We start from the raw sequence: 19,258 nt of genomic DNA on the forward strand, positions 1-19,258 counted from the left end.
GCCGTCCCAGGCATCAGCCTTCGATGAGGACGCGGCAAGAGCGCTGGCAAAGAGGAACGACTGCTTCAAGTGCCATGCTGTCGACAAGTCCAAAAAAGGGCCTTCCTACAAGAAAGTTGCGGATAAATACAGGGGCAAGGCTGATGGCCAGAGCAAGCTGATCACCAACTTCACCACGGAGCCGATGGTCAAGCTTTCAGACGGCAAGGAAGAGAAGCACAAGCTCATCGATACCAAGGACATTAACGAGCAGAAAAATCTGGCCGACTGGATACTCTCGCTCTAGAGGTCCGCCGCCGGGCAATACTTAGGTGAAAAACAGTTGCCATTGGTCAAACTAAGGGTAAGTCTGGCTCGACGGTGTCCGGAGATACAACAGTTAACCTTGAGCCTGCATTGAGTACGCGAGTACTCGTGCGAACTTTGGCTTTCCGCATGGTGCGTGTATTGCCAAAGGTCTGTTAGCGCTATCAGACTTGAATCCGTCAGCGAAGACACCGAGAAAATATTTTGAGAGGAGCATCGTCATGATGCCGAAAAGGGAAATGGCATCGGGTAAGGGGATTCGTCTTGTCATGGAACGAAAGACCTGTATGGCCGTTGACGCGCTCGTGTATTGCATGGCGTGTCTATCGATTCCTGCGTTGGCGGGTCCGCCCTACCGGACCGACGATCCGGAACCCGTGGAATACCAACATCATGAGTTCTATATTGCAACGCAGCAGATCAAGACGGCCGATGGTCGGGCTGGAACCCTACCTCATTTCGAATTCAACTACGGTTCGGCACCCGATGTCATGCTTCACATCATCGCTCCAGTCGCCTTCAGCAGCCCGGCGGACGGTCCGCGCCAACGAGGACTTGGCGATGTCGAGTTCGGCGTCAAATATCGTTTCATGCAGGAGACCGACAGCCGTCCGATGGTCGGGACTTTCCCCATCCTTGTGACACACACCGGGAACGCGGACAAGGGACTGGGCAACGGAGATACACAGATTTTTCTGCCCATCTGGCTGCAAAAGAAATGGGGCGAATGGCAAAGTTACGGCGGTGGAGGCTATTGGATCAACCGCGCCCCGGACACTAAAAATTACTGGTTCTTCGGCTGGCAGGTGCAGAAGGAACTTTCCGAGCATCTAACCCTGGGTGGCGAGATATTTCACAACACAGAACAAGTTGCGGGCCAAGGCTCCAGCACGGGCTTCAACCTCGGTGGGTCTTACAACTTCGACGAGCACAAGCACTTACTCTTCAGCGCCGGCAAAGGGCTGACTAATGTCGATAACACGAACAAGTTTTCTTCCTATGTCGGCTACCAATGGACATGGTGATTCGATCACGGCCAGATATTGTTCCAATATGTCTACTTTTTGAAAGCCTGTCCGTCGGCTTCGGACTCGAGTCGCACCCATGATATTTATTGAGACAGCTTCTAAAGCGCACGCCAACCACGGCACCTGCATGGTCGAGCTGGAAACCATCAATGTCAGCCCGGGGGCCGGCGCGGTTGGCAGGTGTCAAGCCGATCCGAGGTGGGCGGAGATATCCCCCTCTATCAACGATAGCAATCGCTATCAGCAACCGCCGAGCACTGTGACCAGCCTGATCCGGTAACGGAATACGGCCCGAACAATCATAATCCCGCCGCCTGCCAAGTTTTTCATGGCACAATAGCCCCGCCCCCCCCCAATCTTGGCAGCCAGATGCAAAGCCATGCGTTCAGGCACCAAAACAACAATCTCGACTATGCTTGATTACAGCCACATATGAAGCTGGTTACCTGGAACGTCAATTCCCTCAAGGTTCGCCTACCGCAGGTTCTGGACTGGCTTGCAGCACATCAGCCGGATGTGCTGTGCCTGCAGGAAACCAAGCAGGAGGACGTGAATTTTCCGGCGGCAGAAATCTCCGCCGCCGGCTACCAGGCCGTGTTCAGCGGCCAGAAGACCTATAACGGCGTGGCGATCCTGAGCAAAACCCCGGCCTCGGAAGTGGTTACCGAAATTCCCGGCTTCATGGATGCACAAAAGCGCGTGCTGGCGGCGGCCATCGCTGGCGTGCGAGTCATCAACCTCTACGTTCCCAATGGCCAGAGTGTGGATTCCGACAAGTACCAGTACAAGCTCGGCTGGCTGACGGCCCTGACGGCCTGGTTGGCTGATGAGCTGGCGCGCCACCCCAAACTGGTGGTGCTGGGTGATTTCAATATCGCGCCGGATGAGCGCGACGTCCATGATCCGCAAGCCTGGGAAGGCCAAGTGCTGTTCAGCCTGCCTGAGCGGGAGGCGTTCCGGCAATTGCTCCAGCTCGGTTTCGTTGACAGCTTCCGCCTCTTCGGTCAGCCGGAAAAATCCTACACCTGGTGGGATTACCGCATGAATGCGTTTCGCCGCAACATGGGGCTACGCATCGACCACATCCTGCTCAGCGCCGAACTGGCGAAAACCTGCAAATCCTGCGTGATCGACAAGGAGGCGCGCAAGCAGGAGCGGCCTTCCGATCATGCGCCGGTGATGGCAGAGATCTAGCGGATATTTCTCTCCACCGTCCTTTTGTTCCTCGCAGGCCTCCACTCTTCCGGCTTCCTCCGCCATTCAAGAAGGCGCGGCGGCGCCGGGAATTCCGTCCCCTGCTGTGCGTTTTCCCCAAAAACGTGTCAATTGGCACGGTATCATGTTGTTTTTAAATATATTTATTGTGAAACGGCAAAAAAGTTTGTATATTGCTGCGATTGAGGCTCGTTGTCCAACCGGGGTGGAAAACTCCCGAAGTGCCTCTCCCGAGGCCTTATGTCCGAGACCAAAAAAAATATCGATAGTCTGTACAGGCAATACTACGACGAGCTGCGGAGGTTCCTGTCGTCGAAGCTACGCAACCGCGAAGATGCCGACGAGATTGCCCAGGAGGCCTTCGCGCGCATGCTGGCGCTCGAAGACGGCTATCATATCCGCCACCCCCGCGGCTTTCTTTATAGGACGGCGCTCAATCTTACCGTGGACGCTTATAGAACCTCCCAGCCCCGTGCGGACCAGACGGACGAGATCGCCATGGCTGAAGACCTGCCTTCCGAAACTCCGGGACCGGAGTCCATCGTCCACGGCCAGCAGCGTCTCGGCCAGTTGAAAAAGGCCATTGCGGAACTGCCGCCCAAATGCAGGCAGGCTTTTTTGATGCACAAGTTTGAAAATCGCAGCTACCTGGAAATTGCCGCTGAAATGGGCATCTCCAAGAATATGGTGGAAAAGCACATCATCAAGGCCATCGCCCATTGCCGCAGAAGCCTGGACGCGGCGGGCTGATCCGCAGCCTCTTTTTTATCCCTTGCTTGACAACATGCGTGAATTGTCCGAAATTCAATCCTGTCTTGTACCGTTTCTCAGATTGGATGCAGTGGACTCGATGACAGCGATGGACGATTTCGGCTCCCGGCAGGACGCCGCGGCAAGCGAGCGGGCCGCGTACTGGTTTGCGCGGCTGCGGGCGGACGATTGTTCCGAGGTGGACAGGCAGCGCTTCGACGCCTGGCTGGCGGAAAGCGATGTCCACCGCAGGGAGTATGACCGGCTCCACCTGATGTGGGAGGAACTGGATGGGCTGAAAGGGCAGCTCCAACCGGTCGGGGTTGCTTCGCGACCCAGAGCGGCGGGTCGCCCCTTGCGCTGGTTTTCTTCCTTCGGCTGGCCGCAGCTCGCCGCCGCCGCAGTTCTGCTGATCGCGGTCGGGATCGGCTGGTTCGGCGTCGACGGCTCAGCCGTGCAATCCTATGTCACGGCGAAAGGCGAGCAAAGGAGCATTACCCTGCCGGACGGGTCGGTGGTGCAACTCGGCACCGATACCCTGCTGACGGTGGAAATGTCTGCGAAGCTGCGCAAGGTACGGCTGGAGAAAGGCGAAGCGCTGTTTACCGTCGTCCATGAAGAAAGGCCTTTCGAGGTCGGTGCGGGGAACGGCGTCATCCGCGACATCGGCACCCAGTTCGACGTGCGCAGGGACGACCGCCGCGTCGCGGTAGCCGTGCTCAAAGGCGCTGTGGAAGTCCGGCTCGGGAGCACGGCGGGAGGCGATGCCGGCGCTACCCTCGCCCTGTCTAGGGGGCAGCAGGCCTTCTACTCCGAAAATGGCCTTTCGGCCATATCGCCCGCCGACGAAAAGACCGTGACCGCATGGCGGAGCGGCAAACTGGTTTTCGATGGAACCCCTCTGGCGGACGTAGTTCGCGAACTGAACCGGTATCACGACCGGCGGATTGTCATTGCCGACCCGGCCCTGAGCGCGCTCAAGGTCAGCGGCGTGTTCAACGCCAACAACCTGGACGGCCTGCTGCGGGTCATCCCGCAAGTGCTGCCGGTGCAGGTGGAGAACAGCAACGGCACCGTTATTCTCTCCGCCCTCCGGGCTGAAACCGCGCCGCGCCTAATTCAAGCCTTTTAGTTTTTCCCCGCGCTGGCTGCGCCTCCTCCGCGCTCTTCCGCGCATTTCGCACCCCCAAAATAATTTCGCGCAAAAAATATTTGCGCGGGAACGTCAGGTTTTTTCTCCCGCATTCGTCTCATACAGGATAACGGTATCTTTTAATCCGAAACGAACCATGGAGAAAAAATGAAAAAGAAGTCGAGGGGAGCGCTGTATCCAGCCGCGCGCAAGTTGGTCTCTTTTCCACGCATGGCCGCGGTTTCCGCGCTGATGGCCGCTTCGATGCTGGTGGCGAATCTGGCATTTGCCGATCCTGCCAAGGCGACGGTGAACATCCCGCCCCAGGAGCTTTCCTCGGCGCTCACGGCCTTGGCCAGCCAGACCGATTCCCAGTTGCTGTTCGCCTCCGACGCCCTGCAAGGCGCGCGCACCAAGGGCGTCAGCGGCAACTATACGGCGGAGGAGGCGCTGCAACTGCTGTTGAAGGGAACGCCCTATTCCTACCGGACGACGGCGGCCAACACCTTCACCGTCCAGGGAGACGCAGGAAAAAAGCCGGAAGCCGCTGCCGCGGCGCGTTTGTCGGAGGTTGTGGTGACGGCCACCAAAACAGAAAGGGAAATCACTGATGTGCCCGCGAGCGTGAGTGTCATTGATGCCCGCGATATCGCCCGCCAACAACCCCGCAAGACGGAGGAATTGCTCAAACAGGTGGAGGGTGTCGACGTCAACGCCAGCCCGGCCACCGGCGGTGCCGGGACGATCATCGTCCGCGGCGTCGGAGGTTCCTTTGCCGGTCAGACTACCCAAGTACTAGTGGACGGCATGGCTACTGATTCCGTCGTCTCCGCCATCAATGGGCGTGGCGGACTCAATTTCCTGGCGGCGCAGGATATCGAGCGCATCGAAGTCGTCCGTGGGCCGGCCTCGGCTCTTTATGGCCCGAGCGCGGTGGGCGGGGTGATCAACGTTCTGCCGAAACGCTGGAGTGGTCCGGCCGGCACTGAAGTTTATGCAAATGTCGGATCGCACAATTCCCAAACCCTTGGCGCGGCGGTGGGCACGGCCAATGACACGGTTGATTTCCGCCTGTCCGTATCCGATTTCCGTACCGATGGTTATGTTGCCCAGCCCGATCCGGACCCATCGGGCAGCAAAGACCTCGCGGCTCGGGACTGGACAGACAGCAAGGTTGGTTTCCAGGCCGGGGTCCGCCCTTCCGCCAATCAGGAACTGACTGTCAGCGCATTGTCGTACCGGACACGCTCTGCTTGGCTCGGCGGCCACCCCAACTACCGCCTGAACAACGACGGCGAAACCATGACGCTGGGGTATCGCCACGAATTGAATGGCAGGGCCACCTTTAAGGTTTTCTACAGAAAATCGCGGGTGAAGGCATTGGGTCTGTTCGATGACGAGGTCGATAACGGCAACCTAGGCAGCCTGATTCTGAGTTCGACGAATGAACGGGTGAGCGACTCCGACTCTCTGGAGGGGCAGGCCGACCTGCGCTTGAGCTCCAACAACCTGTTGACCTTAGGGATTTCCTACGGCACTGGTGAGCAAAAGACCACCAATACCGATGTCCTGGGTGGAGGAACGAAAACGGTCGACATCACAAAGAGCGAGATGACCGGGTTCTTCGTGCAGGACGAACATCGTTTCTCCGACGCGTGGACGCTTATTGCGGGCGGAAGGTTCGACCGGATATCCCTCTTTGGCGACAGCAGAAACGGCGTGCCAAGATACAAAGACTCGACCGAGACGGTTTTCAACCCGCGTGCCGGGCTGCGATACCATCTTTCGCCGGCTACTTCATTCTATGCCTCGGCCGGTACTGCTTATGTCCCCGCGTTGAACTATTTAAAGTCCCCCAACGGGAGTACTTGGCTTGAAAACCCAGACCTCAAGCCAGAAAGCTCCACCTCCTACGAGATCGGGCTTAACCAGCGCCTGGGCTGGGCATCCCTCAGGGCGGCTGTGTTCCATACCGACTATCGGGACAAGATTTCCTCCATTCGGGTTAGCTCCGCTCCGGTCAAAAATCAGTATCAAAACATCGGCAAGGTGATCGTCGATGGCCTCGAATTCGGCCTGGAAGGTAAACTGCCGGGAGGATGGCAGCCCTACGTGAACTATGCCTACACCGACTCCAAGATCAAGGAAAACCCCAACGACCCCTTGACCGTAGGCAAACGGGTCTCGCGAGTCGCCCCCAACAAGCTCAATCTTGGGGTCGTCTATGCGCCCAACAAGACGTGGGACGCCCGCGTGGGCGGTCGCTATGTAAGCGAGCGTTATTTCACCGATCGGAACCAGCCGAACCATCGCGCACCGGGCTATTTCGTCGCCGACGCCAAGGTGTCAGCAAAGCTTCCGGTCTCCAACAGGGTGGGTGAGTGGGAGGCCTATGTCGCCGTCAACAACCTGTTCGACAAGCGCTATACCGAGTGGGAATACGAGTTCGCCGACGAGCGGAATTTCTGGCTCGGGATAAGCGGCAAATTCTGAGCCAACCTGTTTCTCATTTCGTACGATACCGATTAATGCCCGGCCATTTCACAACGTAGTTCTATTTGAAAGGAAACAATCATGGAAATTGAAGAAATCGTTTTTGAATCTCTCGAAGGTTGCAACGAAGCGTTCGACAACATGACCCTCTGTGCCTGCTGCGGTACCCAAGGCGGGAATATGTGCGGTTGCGGTCCGAAGGTGTAAGAGCTTTAGGTTCCAGTAACAAAGCGATGTAGATCGAAGAAATGGACGGGCAACTTTCTTCACAAAGGGTGCAACATGATTGATACAAGGGATTTTCACGTCTTTACCAAGGACGACCAGGCATATTTATTCCTGGCCCAACCCGTCGCGGTGTTCAAGATCGACGAGGACACGCGCATGGTACTCAGGCGGGTGGAGCAGGGCGAGTCCCTTTCGGGGGAGTTCGAGGAGCGGCGCTGGGAGGCGGCGCGCGCCTTCATGGAAGGCTACTGCCGCAAGGCGCCTGCCGCCAAGGTGCTGCGCACGCCGGCGGACATCAGCGAAAAGGTCGCCGGGCTTTACCTCTTCCTGTCCCAGGAGTGCAACCTGAAGTGCGCCTACTGCTACGGCGGCGAGGGCGAGTACGGCCGCCGCGGCAGGATGGAAGAGGCGACGCTGAACCGCACCTTCGACACCTTTTTCGGCGGCGGCGAGGGCAAGCACTTCGTCACATTTTTCGGCGGCGAGCCGCTGATGAACTTCCCCACGATGAAGCAAACCGCCGAGCTGTCCGAGCGCTTCCGCAAGGAGGGCAAGGCCGATGTCTCCCTCGGCATCGTCACCAACGGTACCTTTTATAATGAGGAGATCGCGCAGTTTTTCCGCGACCACATAAACGACGTCACCTTCAGTCTGGACGGCCCGGAAGACCTCAACGACGGCCAGCGTTTGAGCAAGTGCGGCGGCAGCGTCTATTCCTCGGTGACCGAGAACATCCGCAAGTTCACGGAGGACGGACGCTTCAACTGGGCGTTCCGCACCATCGTTACCCGCGCCGGCTACGACCGGGTGGCGGAAATCTACAACCACCTGGAGTCCTTCAAGCCGGGCGGCATCGGCGTGGTGAACGTGGACGTGCCCGAGGACAGCCCGCTTTACCTCGACGACTACCAGTACCGGCGCTTCATCGAGCAGATCGTCGAGGTCAACCGCAAGGGGCTGCGCAGCTTCGTCGAGGACGACCAGCCGGTGGCCTTCGAATACCCCTTCTACATCCTGTTCTATTTCATTTCCCGCAGCCACGCCCTCTACCACTGCAACGCCGGCACCAACCTGCTGGCGGTGACCGCCGAGGGGGACGTCTACCCCTGCCACCGCTTCGTCGGCACCGAGGAGTTCAAGATGGGCAACGTCGCCGACCCCGCCCTGCGGGAGAGCGAGCGCTACCGGGCGATCCGGCAGCGCTTCGTCGATGCCACCGTGGACAACCGGGAGGGCTGCCGCGACTGCTGGGCGCGTTACCTGTGCGGCGGCTCCTGCGCCAAGTATTCCCATGCCCAGTACGGCGACATCGACCCGCCGGTGGAGCGCCACTGCCTCTACATCAAGACCGTGATCGAGGAAATCCTGCCCGACATCGTCGCCCTGGTGGAGTCGCCGGACAGCCGGGAAGCGCTGATGGGCCGGCTTGGTACGGCCGTGTCCAGCCGCTACGGCAGCAAGGGGGTGGAAGCAGCCCGTGTTTCGTGATTTCCATTTGATCGAAGGGGAAGGAGCGGGCGTCCTTTTTTTTCCGACAAGCTACCGGCTGTTCAGGCTGCCACCCGGTCAGGCGGAGGCGGTGCGGGCCTTCCTGGATGGCAAGAGCTCCCTGCCTCCGGAACTGGGGGCGGTGGTTTCCGAAGAGGCGCAGCGCGCCGCGGCCACGCCCGCGACCCGCAAGCCCTGGGGCGAGACCGACAGCCTCTGCCTCTACGTCGCCCACGATTGCAATCTAGACTGCGCCTACTGCTACAACGACCGCGGGCGCGTTGCCGCCCCCCGCATGATGATGGCGCCGGAGGTGGCTGAGGCTGCCTTCCGCCGCTTCTTCGTCGAGCCGGGCCGGCAATACGCCGTCGCCTTCTACGGCGGCGAGCCCCTGCTCAATTTCCGCACCATCAGGAAGGCGGTGGAGATCGGCCTCCAATTGGAGGCGGAGCAGGGGGTGAAGATTTCCTTCGGTATCACCACCAACGGCACCGTGCTCAACCGGGAGATTCTCGCTTTCCTGGACGAGCATTTCTCCTCGGTCACGGTAAGCCTGGATGGGCCGAAAGAGATCAACGACCTCTACCGGTGCCGCGCCGGCAACGGCTCCTATGACCGGATCGTCGGCAACATCGGGCGGCTCCGGGCCCAATGCAAGGCCAAGCTGACGATCAAGGGCACCCTCGCCGGCGCCGCCGTGCCGTTCTACACCGAATCCCTCGAACACCTGCGCGGGCTGAACACGGACGGCGCCATCCTGACTCCGGCCGGCACGCCTCCGGACAACCCCGCCGCCATCGGCTCCGAGCAGTTCGAAAACTTCGTGCGCCAGCACGAGGCGCTGACCGAGGACGCCGTGGACCGCGCGCTGGAAGAAGGCGGCACCGAGGAAGCGGTCAACGTCGTCGCCAACCTGCTTACCCGCCGCAAGCTCCGCCGTCACTGCAACGCCGGCCGGGACCTGGCCGTCACCGCCGACGGCTCCCTTTATGCCTGCCACGGCCTGGTGGGAATTCCCGAGTTCTACATGGGCAAGGTGACCGAGACCGACAGCGAGGACTGCCGCCGCGTGCGGTTGACCTTCGCCGACCTGGAGGTGGACAACATTGGGGAATGCGCCGGCTGCTGGGCACGGTATTTCTGCGGCGGTTCCTGCTACGCCCACGCCTACTTCGCCACCGGCGGCGTGTCCCGGCCAGACCCGCGCCATTGCCTGCTGACCAAACGCTGCGCCGAGGCCGCGATCAGGCGCTTTCTTGCTACGGTTGGGCAGGCGGAAAAGCGGGATCGCCTGTACGCCAACGTCCGGAAGTTCATCGGCGCCGCCAGAGACGTCGCCCATGCTTAGAAATCTCTACCTGGTGATCTCCCAGGACTGCAACCTCGCCTGCGGCTACTGCTATGCTCAAGGCGGGGATTTCGGCCGGGGCGCTTCCCTGATGAGGCCGGAGACCATGCGCGCCGCCTTCGATCGGCTGCTGCCGCTGGCGGGCGGGACCGTGGCGGTTTCCTTCTTCGGCGGCGAGCCGCTGCTGAACTTCGAACTGATGAAGGAGACCGTGGTCTACGGGCAGCGACTCGCGGCGCAGCGGGATGTGCGCTTCGTCTACTGCCTTACCACTAACGGCACCCTGCTCGACGACGAGCGGCTGGCGTTCCTCAAGGCACACGTGCGCCACATCGCGGTCAGCCTTGACGGGGATGCCGCCGCCACCAACGCCGGCCGGCGGTTCAGGAACGGCGACGGCGACGTCCACGGTACGGTGCTGGCGAATATCCGGCGCCTGCGCGAGGCGGGTATTCCCTTCGCCCTGCGGGGAACGGTGATGGAACAGCATGCCGCCGGCCTGGAAGAGGCGGCCCGCTATCTCGACGGCCTCGGCGCGGTCTCCCTGCGCATCGCCCCCGCAGCGCTGGCGGCGGAGTGGCGTGGCGACAGCCTGCGCGCCTGGACGGCGGGCTACGGCCGCCTCAACCGCGCCTCCCTGGAAAGCATCCTGGCGGGGGAGGAGCCGGTGGTGGCGAACGAGCTTTGCAAGGTCGCCGCCCACCGGCTGCTGGGCGAACGGCGCCTTTATCCCTGCGCCGCCGGCGAGGGCGTCCTGGCGGTGGCGGCGGACGGGGGCGTGTATCCCTGCGACCATTTCGTCGGCGCGGACGCCTTCCGCATGGGCAGCGTCCACGATCCAGATTTTCCCGGCACGGCCTTCCATGAGATCGCCGTCCGGCTGAAGGGCAACTCGGTGGAACAGCGCCCGAGATGCGCCTGCTGCGACGTCCGCTACGACTGCGGCGGCGAATGCCCGGCCCAGTCGCTGCTGCGCCGCGGTGACATCGCCGAGCCCTCCGCCAGCCACTGCGCCTTCACCAAGAAAATCGCCAGGGAGACGGCATCCCCGCTCGACCGCGCCGCCGCCGACGAGGCCGGGAAGGCCCGGCTCAAGGCCTTTTTGGGGGGCGGCTAGCCGTGGCGGCGGTGTTGGTCGACCACGCCACGGTGGTCTATCCCTCCGGCGTGAAGGCGGTGGAAGGGTTGTCGATGTGCGTCCGGCACGGCGAAATCTTTGGCCTGCTCGGCCTCAACGGGGCGGGCAAGACCTCGGCCATCAAGATGCTGGCAACGCTGCTGCGCCCTACCGCCGGCCGGGTCCGCATTCTCGGCCTCGACACCATGGAGCGTCCGGCCGAGATCAAGCGGCGCATCGGCGTGGTGCCTCAGGAGAACAATCTCGACACCTACCTCGACGTGCGGCAGAACCTGGCCTTCCATTGCCGCTATGCCGGTCTGGCAAAGAAGGACTACACCCCGCGGGTGGAGGAATGGCTCGCCCTGCTCGGGCTGGAAGGGAAGGCGACGGAGTCGGTGCTGCGCCTGTCCGGCGGCACCAAGCGCAAGGCGATGCTGGCCAAGGCGTTTCTCACCGAGCCCGAGCTGTTGATTCTCGACGAGCCCACCGCCGGCCTCGATCCCGATGTCCGCGCCCTGCTCTGGGACAAGGTCGGGGAATTTCGCCGCAACGGCGGCACCGTTTTCCTCTCCACCCACTACCTCGAAGAGGCGGAGCGCTTGTGCGACCGGATCGGCATTCTCCACGGCGGCCGGCTGGTGGCGGAGGGAACCGTGGCGGACCTGGCGCGCTGGGCCGGGCGGGACGCTTCGGAGCGGGGCGGGGTGGAGGCGGCGTTCAGGCGCGCGGTGGGAGGATGTTCGTGAAATTCCTGCTCGCGCTGCTGCACCGGAATGCCGCCGCCGATCTCGCGGCCTTCAAGCTGACCGCCGTGCGGATGCTGGTCCAGCCGGCGGTTTACCTCTTCGTGTTCGGCTACGTGGTGGGCGGCATGCTCCCCGCCCAAGGCGGCGGCTACGCCAGGATCATGGCGCCGGGCATCGTCGCCATCTCCGTGGTCACCGGCCCTTTCGTCACCATCGGCGGCGGCGTGATCTCGGGTTACTATTTCCGCACCATGGAGGAATGGCTGCTCGCGCCGGTTCCGCTGCGTACGCTTCTGGCGGCGCTGGTGTTCAACGGCCTCTGCTACGGCCTCGCCGGCGGGACCGTGGTGGCGGCGCTGGTATGGGCGATCCTCGGACTCGCGCCGCAGAACGTCGGCTACATGGTTCTGACGGCGACGGCCGGCGCGTTGCTGTTCTCCCTCTTCACCCTGGTGGTGCTGCTGGTTCCGGAAACGCCCGACAAGGGGCAGGAGGTGTTTTCCTTCCTGATGATGCCCATGACCTTCTTCGGCTGCACCTTCTACTCCTACGACATGCTGGGCGCGCCTTTCAACTATCTGGCGCTGCTGCTGCCCACCACCTACATCGCCGAAGGGCTGCGGGCGGCCTACAGCCCGGATTCCCCCCACATGGAAGCGGGAACGGTGCTGGCCGGGCTCTCGCTGGCGGCGGCGGTGTTGATTCCGCTGGCCGACTGGGCATTCAGGAGGCGGTTCAGGGATTTCACATGGTGAAAGTCATCGCGGCATTCCTCTGGGCCTGGGCGCTGCTGCCTCTCGCCGCAATGGCCGAGGCCGACGGAAAGGAGGACACCAACGTCACCGTCATCACGGCGCTGGACATGGAACGGGAAAAGCCCGCCGACCTGATCGAGCTGCTGCGCTCGAAGGTCGGGCTGGACGACAGCGGCGGTACGATCACCATGCGGGGCGTGCGCGGTATCGCCATTTACGTGGACGGCTTCGCCTCGACCATGACCGATCTCAGGCAGATCAAGCCCGAGCGGGTGGAGCGGATCGAGATCCTGCGCGGGGCGGCGTCGGCCCGTTTCGGCGCCGACGCCATGGGGGGCGCCATTGCCGTCACCACCCGCAAGGCCGCGGCAACGCAGCGCTTAGAGCTGGTCCAGGGGGTCAATTCGTCCGGCAGCTGGTACACCCGGCTGAGCGGGGCGGGGGGCGCGGCGCCGGCGAGCATCGGGGTGATGGGCGAGCGCCAGTTTGTCCAGGGCTACCGGCGCGTACCCGACGCTCCCTATCCCTCCCAGGTCACGGTCGAGGACGAGCGGACCGACAAGTCGACGGTGGAAGCTCGGATCGGCTTCCGCGATGATGGGCGGGAGGCGCAATTCCAGGCCAGGCGCTTCGCGTTCCTGACCCGCTACGGCCGCCCGAACTGGTGGGAGGACTACGATATCGACACGCTGCGCTTCACCTCCGCCCTGAAGCCGTCGCCCGCGACCGATCTGGGGCTTTCACTCGGCCACGAAGCCTACCGGGACAAGGGGTTGCGGGACCAGGGCACCGGCACGGACGCGGCCGGCCTTGCGCCGAACCGCTGGCTACTCAGCGATGGCAGCAAGTTCGAGGCGGAAGTCACCGGCGCGGCGAAAGGGGCGGCGGGAACGCTGCATCTTGGCCTGCACTACGGTCAGAACGCCGATGTCTATGAAACGCGGGATTACCAGAGCGGCGGCACCGACTTCCTGCTGCGCGCCAAGATGTCCAACGCCGCCGCCTATTTCCTCTACCAGAGTGAACGGTGGAGCGGCCTTTCCATGGAGTTGAGCGGGCGCTACGACCGCTACCGCTATTTCGACACTACCATTTTCAACGACGCCTCCCTGGTGAAAAACACCACGGCGGATGAAACGACCAAGCGGTCCTTCAGCCCCAAGGCCGGCCTGCGCTGGGCGATGGACGGCACCACGCTCAACGGCTCGGTGGGTACCGGCTTCGTGCCGCCCTCGCCGGACCAGCTCTACTACGCCGACGTCGGGCCGGCCACCCAGTGGCTGGCCAACCCCGCCCTCAAGCCCCAGCGCTCCCTCACCTGGGACCTGGGCGCCAGGCAGAAATTCGGGGCGGACACCGAGGCGGGGGTGACGGTCTTTCACACCCTGTGGCGCGACAAGATCGGCGCGATGATCGTGGATTACGGCATTCCCCTCAAGCGGCAGAACCAGAACATCGGCCAGGCCGAATCCCGCGGCGCGGAGATCGAGTTCAGCCACAAGGCCGGCGGCGGCTGGTCCGCCTTTTTCAACTACACTTACACCCGGACTCGGGTGACAGAAAACCTGGCCAATCCTGCCCTGGTCGGCAAAGAGCTGCCCGACATGCCTCGGCACAAGTTCAACCTGGGCTTCGGTTACGAGGGAGGGGCGGGCATCACTACTAAGGGGCTGCTGCGGTTCGTGGGGCCCTCCTTCACGGATGAGAACAATACCGTGACGGACAGCAAAGATTATCGCTGGGAAAGGGAGCCTTATCACGTGGTGGATATTTCCCTCACCAAGCGTTTCAATGACGCCGATCTTACCCTGGCCGTGGACAACCTGTTCGACAAGAAATACATGTCTGGCTTTTTCTGGCGCGCCGAGGGAAGGATCGTGCGAGCCGAGGCGGCGTTGAGATTCTGAAATGCACTGAGAGGAGGAAGAAAAATGAAGTTGCACGGACTGGTATTGTTGTTGCTGGCTGGTTTGGCCCCGGTGTCGGCGGAAGCCTGCCGCCCGTTTGGTTCCTATACTTTCGTCGAGGACAAGGCGAGGGGCATCTGGTTCACCGAGGGGGACAACAACGCCGTTTCCCGTCTGGCGCAGGATGGCACGATCAAGTCCTTCCGGCTGCCGACCCCCAATGCGGAGCCTTCTTCCTTGGCGCTCGACCGTCGGGGCAACATCTGGCTGGTGGAGAGCGATGCCGCCAAGATCGGCCGGCTGGGGCGGGACGGCAAAATCGTCGAATACGCCACGACAGACGGCCACCCGGTCATGGTAGCGGTGGATTCCAAAGGCGAGGCCTGGTTCACCCAGATGGCGGGAAACCACGCTCCCGACCAGGAAGGGGAGCATGCCGGCCATGGCCAGCCGTTCGTCTCGAAGGTGGGCCGAATCGCGGCAGGACGGATGACCGGCTATCCCCTCGACGAGGGCTGGCCAACCTCAATCGCCATCGACCGCAGCGACCGGGTATGGGTGTCGGTGCTGGTGCCGGGCGACACCGATGGGCGTAAAGACCGGCCGGTGGGCAAGCTGGCGCGGCTCGACCGCGATGGCCGCTGGACTTTCGTGCACCGCTGGGAGAACAGCTGCCCGAGCAATTTGCTGGCAGTGCCGGGAGGCGGGCTGATCATCTCCGACCATTGCCGCGGCGTCATTGGGCGGTTGGATCGAAACGGCAAGCTGGCGGAAACTGTCCTTCCGCCGAATACCTCCATCCAGCAAATGTCCCTGGCCCGGGACGGCACGCTGTGGTTCACTACCGCGGAGGGCGGCAGGATCGGCCGCATTACGCATCAGGGCAAGGTGGCGTACGCCAACCGGCCGGAGAACGGCGACGATGCTTTCGCCATCCTGGCGACGCGCAGCGGCGACGTGGTTTTTTCCGAGTTTTACAACTACAACATCAACCGGCTGACGAAGAGTGGCGAGTTCGTCGAGCATCTGGTTAACCTGGACGCGCGGCACGACGGCCGGGAAGCCCGTGAGGGCGAGGTGTGCCTGGTCAAGTTTGCCTCCCGCATCGTCGACAAACAGGAGATGGATCGCCGGCGCGCCGAAGAGGTGCGCCTTGGCCGGCTAAAGCCGACAGCAGACGGGGTGGAAAGGCTTGCGGAGCAAAAGTGCTTGAGTTGCCACGACGCGCGGCGCCTCCTGCTGTCGCGGCGCAGCGACTGGTCGCCGAGCATCGGGCGCATGCAGGAATACATGCGGGTGCGCAATGTGCCACGATTGACCGATGATGAGAAACAGATTCTGGTGCGTTACTTCAACACTCATTACGGCCTCAACTAATAAATGGGCCGCTTTCCAGGTCTCGTGCTGGAGAGCCAAAATTATCCGGTGTTGGTGGAATGGTTCCACAGCACCGGCCAGACCCTGAAAGCGAATACCGCCAGCGACAGCCACGCCAGCACGGCCCCCACGACAATCAGAGTGTGCCGGCCGGCAAGATAGCCAACGGCATAGCCGATTACCCCACAATGAGCCAGACCCATTTGCAGCCAGGGCCAGGCGCCCTCGCGGATCGGGTTGCCGGTGAAGCGCGGCAGCATGTGGCTGGCAAGGCCGTAAATCATGAACAGCATAAAGCCGAAGGTAAACAGGTGCAGGAATGCCGGGCGGGCGGCATTGTCGCTGAGGAGGCTGCCATTCATCAGCAGTCCCAGGCCGGCAAGCATCAGGTAAGCCTGCGCTGCCAGGATAAACCAGCGGTTGTCCGGGGAAAAGGTGAAGCCCATCTGCTGCATCCGGTCGTGCGCTTCCTGGCGGGCAGGTTGGAGCAGGGTGAGCGCTTCCTCCGGGCTTTGCACACCGACCGCCCGCAACGTGCCGTCGATCAGTAGCGCCGGAACGGTTTGCAGCTTGAGGCGCTGCGCCAGCGCCGCGCCTTCCGGTTGGGCAATATCCACTACGTAAAATTCGAAGCCGCGATCGGCAGCGACTTCGCGCCAGACTTTTTCCGCTTCCAGGCAGAACGGGCAGACGCCGGAAACGATTAGTTCGATTTTCATTGCACAGGAAGGGTTCTGCTACGCCCTCCGGCGCGGACAGTGAGGATCATGTTCAGTCCGAACAGCACGATTGCGCCGTAGGTCAGCACGCCCCCGGCCATCACCAGCATGTCGCGCCAGCCCAGCCAGCCGGCGATCATCAGCGGCAGGCCGGCATTGGCCAAATACAGTTGCCAGTCAGCCATCGGTTCGGAATACAGAGGGAAGCCGCCGAAGCGTGGCAAAACGTGCAGGGCAATGCCGTAAATCATCATCAGGATGAAGCCGAGCAGCATGATGTGACCGTGGGCGCGGGGTACATTGCCGGGGATCAGGCCGGGGTCTATCAGTCGAACGATCGCAATCAGGCCGCCGAGCAGTCCGTAGACCAGGGCGATAGAGACAAACAGTCGGTTGCGCTTGTGCATGTGACGCTCCTCAGGAACTCAGGATTATCGGGGTGGTTAAATCGACGTGCATTGATGTATATCAAATTCCACCTATAATCCGCCCATGGCCTTAACTCAACAACACATCGAACAAATCAGGCAATGCCATCTTTTCGAGCAGCTCACTGATGCGGAGTTGAATCAGGTCGCCAGTCACGGCTATTTGGTGGAGCTGTACGCGGGCCAAACCATTTTTTCCCAGGGCGACTCCTGCCACCAGTTCTACCTGGTGCAGCGCGGCATGATCAAGCTCTACCGGACCTCGGTGGACGGCACGGAAAAGGTCATGGATCTGGCCGGGCCGAAGCAGTTGTTTGCCGAAGCGGTGATGTTCACCGGCAAGTACCCTCTCCATGCCGCGGCAATCGAGCCATCGACGGTGTTTGCTTTCGATTGCAAGGACTTCATGACGCAGATGCATGATAACGTCGAGTTGTGCTTTCGTCTGATGTTGAGCATGAGCCAGCGTTTGCATGGCATGATCAATGAGATCGACCGGCTCACCCTGCACAGCGGCACGCAGCGCCTTGCCCAATATCTGCTTGAACAGGTGCCCGAAGGGGTGATGCAATCACCCTGCATACGCCTATTGGTGCCGAAGATGGTGATTGCCTCCCGCCTCGGCATTCAGCCCGAGACTTTTTCGCGCATCATGGCGCGCCTGCGCAGCGACGGCATGATCGAAACGCATAACGACACCATATTGCTGAAGGATCTTCGCGCCTTGCGCTGTCTCGCGGCATGTCCGGGATAGGTGTGGAATTATTCCGCCATTCCGCCCTGTTCCAGCCCCAGTTCCTGTATCTTGCGTGTCAGCGTGTTGCGTCCCAAGCCCAGTAGAGTGGCGGCTTCGATGCGCCTGCCTGCGGTGTGCTTCAGCGCGCAGGCGATCAATATTTTCTCGAAGTCGCGGGAGAACTTGTCCATCACGCCCTGCTCGCCCCGGTTGAACTCCTTGTCCGCTTCGCGTCCTAATGCTTCCTGCCAGCTTCTCTCGGCGGTTGCCGCCTGATCTTCGCGCAGGTCAGGCGGCAGGTCGGCGATTTCGATGTTCTGCCCTGGCGCCATGACCGTTAGCCAGTGGCAGACGTTCTCCAGTTGGCGCACGTTGCCGCTCCAGCTGAGCGTGCCGAGATAGCGCATCGCGGCCGGCGACAGTTTTTTCGGTTCAACCCCCAGTTCGCGCGCACTTTTCTGCAGAAAATACTTGGCCAGGAGCGGAATGTCCTCGCCGCGTTCGCGCAATGGAGGCAGGCGCAGGCGGATGACGTTGAGGCGGTGGAACAGATCCTCGCGGAACAGTCCCTGCCTGACGTGCTGCTCCAGGTTCTGGTGGGTGGCGGCGATGACGCGCACGTTGACCTTGATCGGCTGGTGGCCACCGACACGGTAAAACTGGCCGTCGGAGAGTACGCGTAGCAACCGGGTCTGCAAATCGGGCGGCATGTCGCCGATTTCGTCGAGGAACAAGGTGCCGCCGTCGGCCTGTTCGAAGCGCCCGCGACGCAGGGCCTGCGCACCGGTAAAGGCGCCGCGCTCGTGGCCGAACAGCTCGGATTCGAGCAGGTCCTTCGGAATGGCGGCGGTGTTGAGGGCGATGAACGGCATCTCGGCACGCGGGCTGTGGCGGTGCAGTGCGCGCGCCACCAGCTCCTTGCCGGTACCCGATTCGCCGTTGATCAGCACGGTGACGTGCGATTGGGACAAGCGGCCGATGGCGCGGAAAATCTCCTGCATCGCCGGCGCCTGGCCGAGGATTTCGGTAACGGATTCCGCGGTTTCCGGCTTGGCCGCCTGGCGAACACTCTCGTCCATGGCGCGACGAATCAGCGTCACGGCGTGGTCGACATCGAATGGTTTGGGCAGGTAGTCGAAGGCGCCGCCCTGGAAAGCCGAAACTGCACTGTCCAGATCGGAGTAGGCAGTCATGATGATCACCGGCACATCCGGCAGGCGTTCCTTGATCTGTTGCAGCAGGTCCAGTCCGGATGTGCCGGGCATGCGGATGTCGCTCACCACCACTTGCGGCGTATCGGTTTCAAGCGCGGACAGGGCATCCTGGGCGGTGGGGAAGGAGCGGAACTCGATTTGTTCCCGCGCTAGCGCCTTTTCGAACACCCAGCGGATGGAGTGGTCATCGTCGATGATCCAGACGGCTTTCATAATTGTCAGTCCTAAGTGATTAGTCCTGAGTCCTGAGTTTTCAAAGCATTCCGCG

General features: G+C 61.8%; 18 protein-coding genes. 15 read left to right on the forward strand and 3 right to left on the reverse strand.

Features of this window, described 5'->3' with window-relative positions; all coding sequences use genetic code 11:
• The 14 genes from VMV64_RS09965 to VMV64_RS10030 all read left to right on the forward strand — a co-directional run.
• The coding region (locus VMV64_RS09965; protein WP_325329819.1) for a c-type cytochrome at positions 1-286 on the forward strand (286 nt) is incomplete at its 5' end.
• 241 nt (positions 287-527) lie between these two features.
• Positions 528-1,331, forward strand: a complete 804-nt coding sequence (locus VMV64_RS09970; protein ID WP_325329821.1) for a transporter — start codon at positions 528-530, stop codon at positions 1,329-1,331.
• Between the two features lie 435 nt (positions 1,332-1,766).
• Complete coding sequence (gene xth / locus VMV64_RS09975; RefSeq protein WP_325329823.1) at positions 1,767-2,528, forward strand: exodeoxyribonuclease III; 762 nt, start codon at positions 1,767-1,769, stop codon at positions 2,526-2,528.
• A 261-nt stretch (positions 2,529-2,789) separates the two neighbouring features.
• Positions 2,790-3,299, forward strand: coding sequence for a sigma-70 family RNA polymerase sigma factor (locus tag VMV64_RS09980; protein WP_325329825.1), 510 nt, complete (start codon positions 2,790-2,792; stop codon positions 3,297-3,299).
• A gap of 100 nt (positions 3,300-3,399) precedes the next feature.
• Positions 3,400-4,431: a FecR family protein gene (locus tag VMV64_RS09985; protein ID WP_325329826.1), complete on the forward strand. Its 1,032-nt coding sequence runs from the start codon at positions 3,400-3,402 to the stop codon at positions 4,429-4,431.
• A 168-nt stretch (positions 4,432-4,599) separates the two neighbouring features.
• Entirely contained in the window at positions 4,600-6,924 is a 2,325-nt protein-coding gene (locus tag VMV64_RS09990; RefSeq protein ID WP_325329828.1) for a TonB-dependent receptor, read from the forward strand.
• An 81-nt stretch (positions 6,925-7,005) separates the two neighbouring features.
• Positions 7,006-7,131 carry a hypothetical protein gene (locus VMV64_RS09995; RefSeq protein ID WP_325329830.1) on the forward strand — a complete coding sequence of 42 codons (126 nt, stop codon included), beginning with the start codon at positions 7,006-7,008 and terminating at the stop codon, positions 7,129-7,131.
• A gap of 75 nt (positions 7,132-7,206) precedes the next feature.
• Positions 7,207-8,640 (forward strand): radical SAM/SPASM domain-containing protein, encoded by a 1,434-nt coding sequence (locus VMV64_RS10000; RefSeq protein WP_325329832.1) that lies wholly within the window; start codon positions 7,207-7,209, stop codon positions 8,638-8,640.
• The gene (locus tag VMV64_RS10005) at positions 8,630-9,988 is read left to right on the forward strand and encodes a radical SAM/SPASM domain-containing protein (RefSeq protein WP_325329834.1); all 1,359 of its coding nucleotides are present in this window, start codon (positions 8,630-8,632) and stop codon (positions 9,986-9,988) included. Before VMV64_RS10000 ends, VMV64_RS10005 begins: the two co-directional genes overlap by 11 nt.
• Positions 9,981-11,105, forward strand: coding sequence for a radical SAM/SPASM domain-containing protein (locus VMV64_RS10010; protein ID WP_325329836.1), 1,125 nt, complete (start codon positions 9,981-9,983; stop codon positions 11,103-11,105). Before VMV64_RS10005 ends, VMV64_RS10010 begins: the two co-directional genes overlap by 8 nt.
• A gap of 14 nt (positions 11,106-11,119) precedes the next feature.
• On the forward strand, positions 11,120-11,854 hold the full coding sequence (locus VMV64_RS10015) for an ABC transporter ATP-binding protein (protein ID WP_325329839.1): 735 nt from the start codon (positions 11,120-11,122) through the stop codon (positions 11,852-11,854).
• Entirely contained in the window at positions 11,845-12,609 is a 765-nt protein-coding gene (locus VMV64_RS10020; protein ID WP_325329841.1) for an ABC transporter permease, read from the forward strand. The genes VMV64_RS10015 and VMV64_RS10020 overlap by 10 nt, the downstream gene beginning before the upstream one ends.
• On the forward strand, positions 12,603-14,516 hold the full coding sequence (locus VMV64_RS10025) for a TonB-dependent receptor (RefSeq protein ID WP_325329843.1): 1,914 nt from the start codon (positions 12,603-12,605) through the stop codon (positions 14,514-14,516). Before VMV64_RS10020 ends, VMV64_RS10025 begins: the two co-directional genes overlap by 7 nt.
• 24 nt (positions 14,517-14,540) lie before the next feature.
• Positions 14,541-15,893, forward strand: a complete 1,353-nt coding sequence (locus VMV64_RS10030) for a virginiamycin B lyase family protein (protein ID WP_325329845.1) — start codon at positions 14,541-14,543, stop codon at positions 15,891-15,893.
• A gap of 41 nt (positions 15,894-15,934) precedes the next feature.
• Here the strand turns inward: VMV64_RS10030 and VMV64_RS10035 are convergent, their stop codons facing one another.
• Positions 15,935-16,612, reverse strand: a complete 678-nt coding sequence (locus VMV64_RS10035) for a glutaredoxin family protein (RefSeq protein WP_325329847.1) — start codon at positions 16,610-16,612, stop codon at positions 15,935-15,937.
• Positions 16,609-17,019 carry a hypothetical protein gene (locus VMV64_RS10040; protein ID WP_325329849.1) on the reverse strand — a complete coding sequence of 137 codons (411 nt, stop codon included), beginning with the start codon at positions 17,017-17,019 and terminating at the stop codon, positions 16,609-16,611. Before VMV64_RS10040 ends, VMV64_RS10035 begins: the two co-directional genes overlap by 4 nt.
• 85 nt (positions 17,020-17,104) lie before the next feature.
• Here VMV64_RS10040 and VMV64_RS10045 point away from each other — a divergent pair, with 85 nt between their 5' ends.
• Complete coding sequence (locus tag VMV64_RS10045; protein ID WP_325329851.1) at positions 17,105-17,794, forward strand: Crp/Fnr family transcriptional regulator; 690 nt, start codon at positions 17,105-17,107, stop codon at positions 17,792-17,794.
• A gap of 8 nt (positions 17,795-17,802) precedes the next feature.
• On the opposite strand, the gene ntrC is transcribed toward VMV64_RS10045, so the two are convergent.
• Complete coding sequence (gene ntrC / locus VMV64_RS10050; protein WP_325329853.1) at positions 17,803-19,203, reverse strand: nitrogen regulation protein NR(I); 1,401 nt, start codon at positions 19,201-19,203, stop codon at positions 17,803-17,805.
• Positions 19,204-19,258 lie beyond the last annotated feature (55 nt).

The sequence above is a fragment of the Sulfuricella sp. genome, from assembly GCF_035531155.1.
GTDB lineage: Bacteria > Pseudomonadota > Gammaproteobacteria > Burkholderiales > Sulfuricellaceae > Sulfuricella.

What these genes read in the sequence shown, in the direction of transcription:
- VMV64_RS09970 (WP_325329821.1), top strand. Translation starts at nt 528, where the DNA reads ATGATGCCGAAAAGGGAAATGGCATCGGGTAAGGGGATTCGTCTTGTC.
- xth (WP_325329823.1), top strand. Translation starts at nt 1,767, where the DNA reads ATGAAGCTGGTTACCTGGAACGTCAATTCCCTCAAGGTTCGCCTACCG.
- VMV64_RS09980 (WP_325329825.1), top strand. Translation starts at nt 2,790, where the DNA reads ATGTCCGAGACCAAAAAAAATATCGATAGTCTGTACAGGCAATACTAC.
- VMV64_RS09985 (WP_325329826.1), top strand. Translation starts at nt 3,400, where the DNA reads ATGACAGCGATGGACGATTTCGGCTCCCGGCAGGACGCCGCGGCAAGC.
- VMV64_RS09990 (WP_325329828.1), top strand. Translation starts at nt 4,600, where the DNA reads ATGAAAAAGAAGTCGAGGGGAGCGCTGTATCCAGCCGCGCGCAAGTTG.
- VMV64_RS09995 (WP_325329830.1), top strand. Translation starts at nt 7,006, where the DNA reads ATGGAAATTGAAGAAATCGTTTTTGAATCTCTCGAAGGTTGCAACGAA.
- VMV64_RS10000 (WP_325329832.1), top strand. Translation starts at nt 7,207, where the DNA reads ATGATTGATACAAGGGATTTTCACGTCTTTACCAAGGACGACCAGGCA.
- VMV64_RS10010 (WP_325329836.1), top strand. Translation starts at nt 9,981, where the DNA reads ATGCTTAGAAATCTCTACCTGGTGATCTCCCAGGACTGCAACCTCGCC.
- VMV64_RS10020 (WP_325329841.1), top strand. Translation starts at nt 11,845, where the DNA reads ATGTTCGTGAAATTCCTGCTCGCGCTGCTGCACCGGAATGCCGCCGCC.
- VMV64_RS10025 (WP_325329843.1), top strand. Translation starts at nt 12,603, where the DNA reads ATGGTGAAAGTCATCGCGGCATTCCTCTGGGCCTGGGCGCTGCTGCCT.
- VMV64_RS10030 (WP_325329845.1), top strand. Translation starts at nt 14,541, where the DNA reads ATGAAGTTGCACGGACTGGTATTGTTGTTGCTGGCTGGTTTGGCCCCG.
- VMV64_RS10035 (WP_325329847.1), bottom strand. Translation starts at nt 16,612, where the DNA reads ATGAAAATCGAACTAATCGTTTCCGGCGTCTGCCCGTTCTGCCTGGAA.
- VMV64_RS10040 (WP_325329849.1), bottom strand. Translation starts at nt 17,019, where the DNA reads ATGCACAAGCGCAACCGACTGTTTGTCTCTATCGCCCTGGTCTACGGA.
- VMV64_RS10045 (WP_325329851.1), top strand. Translation starts at nt 17,105, where the DNA reads ATGGCCTTAACTCAACAACACATCGAACAAATCAGGCAATGCCATCTT.
- ntrC (WP_325329853.1), bottom strand. Translation starts at nt 19,203, where the DNA reads ATGAAAGCCGTCTGGATCATCGACGATGACCACTCCATCCGCTGGGTG.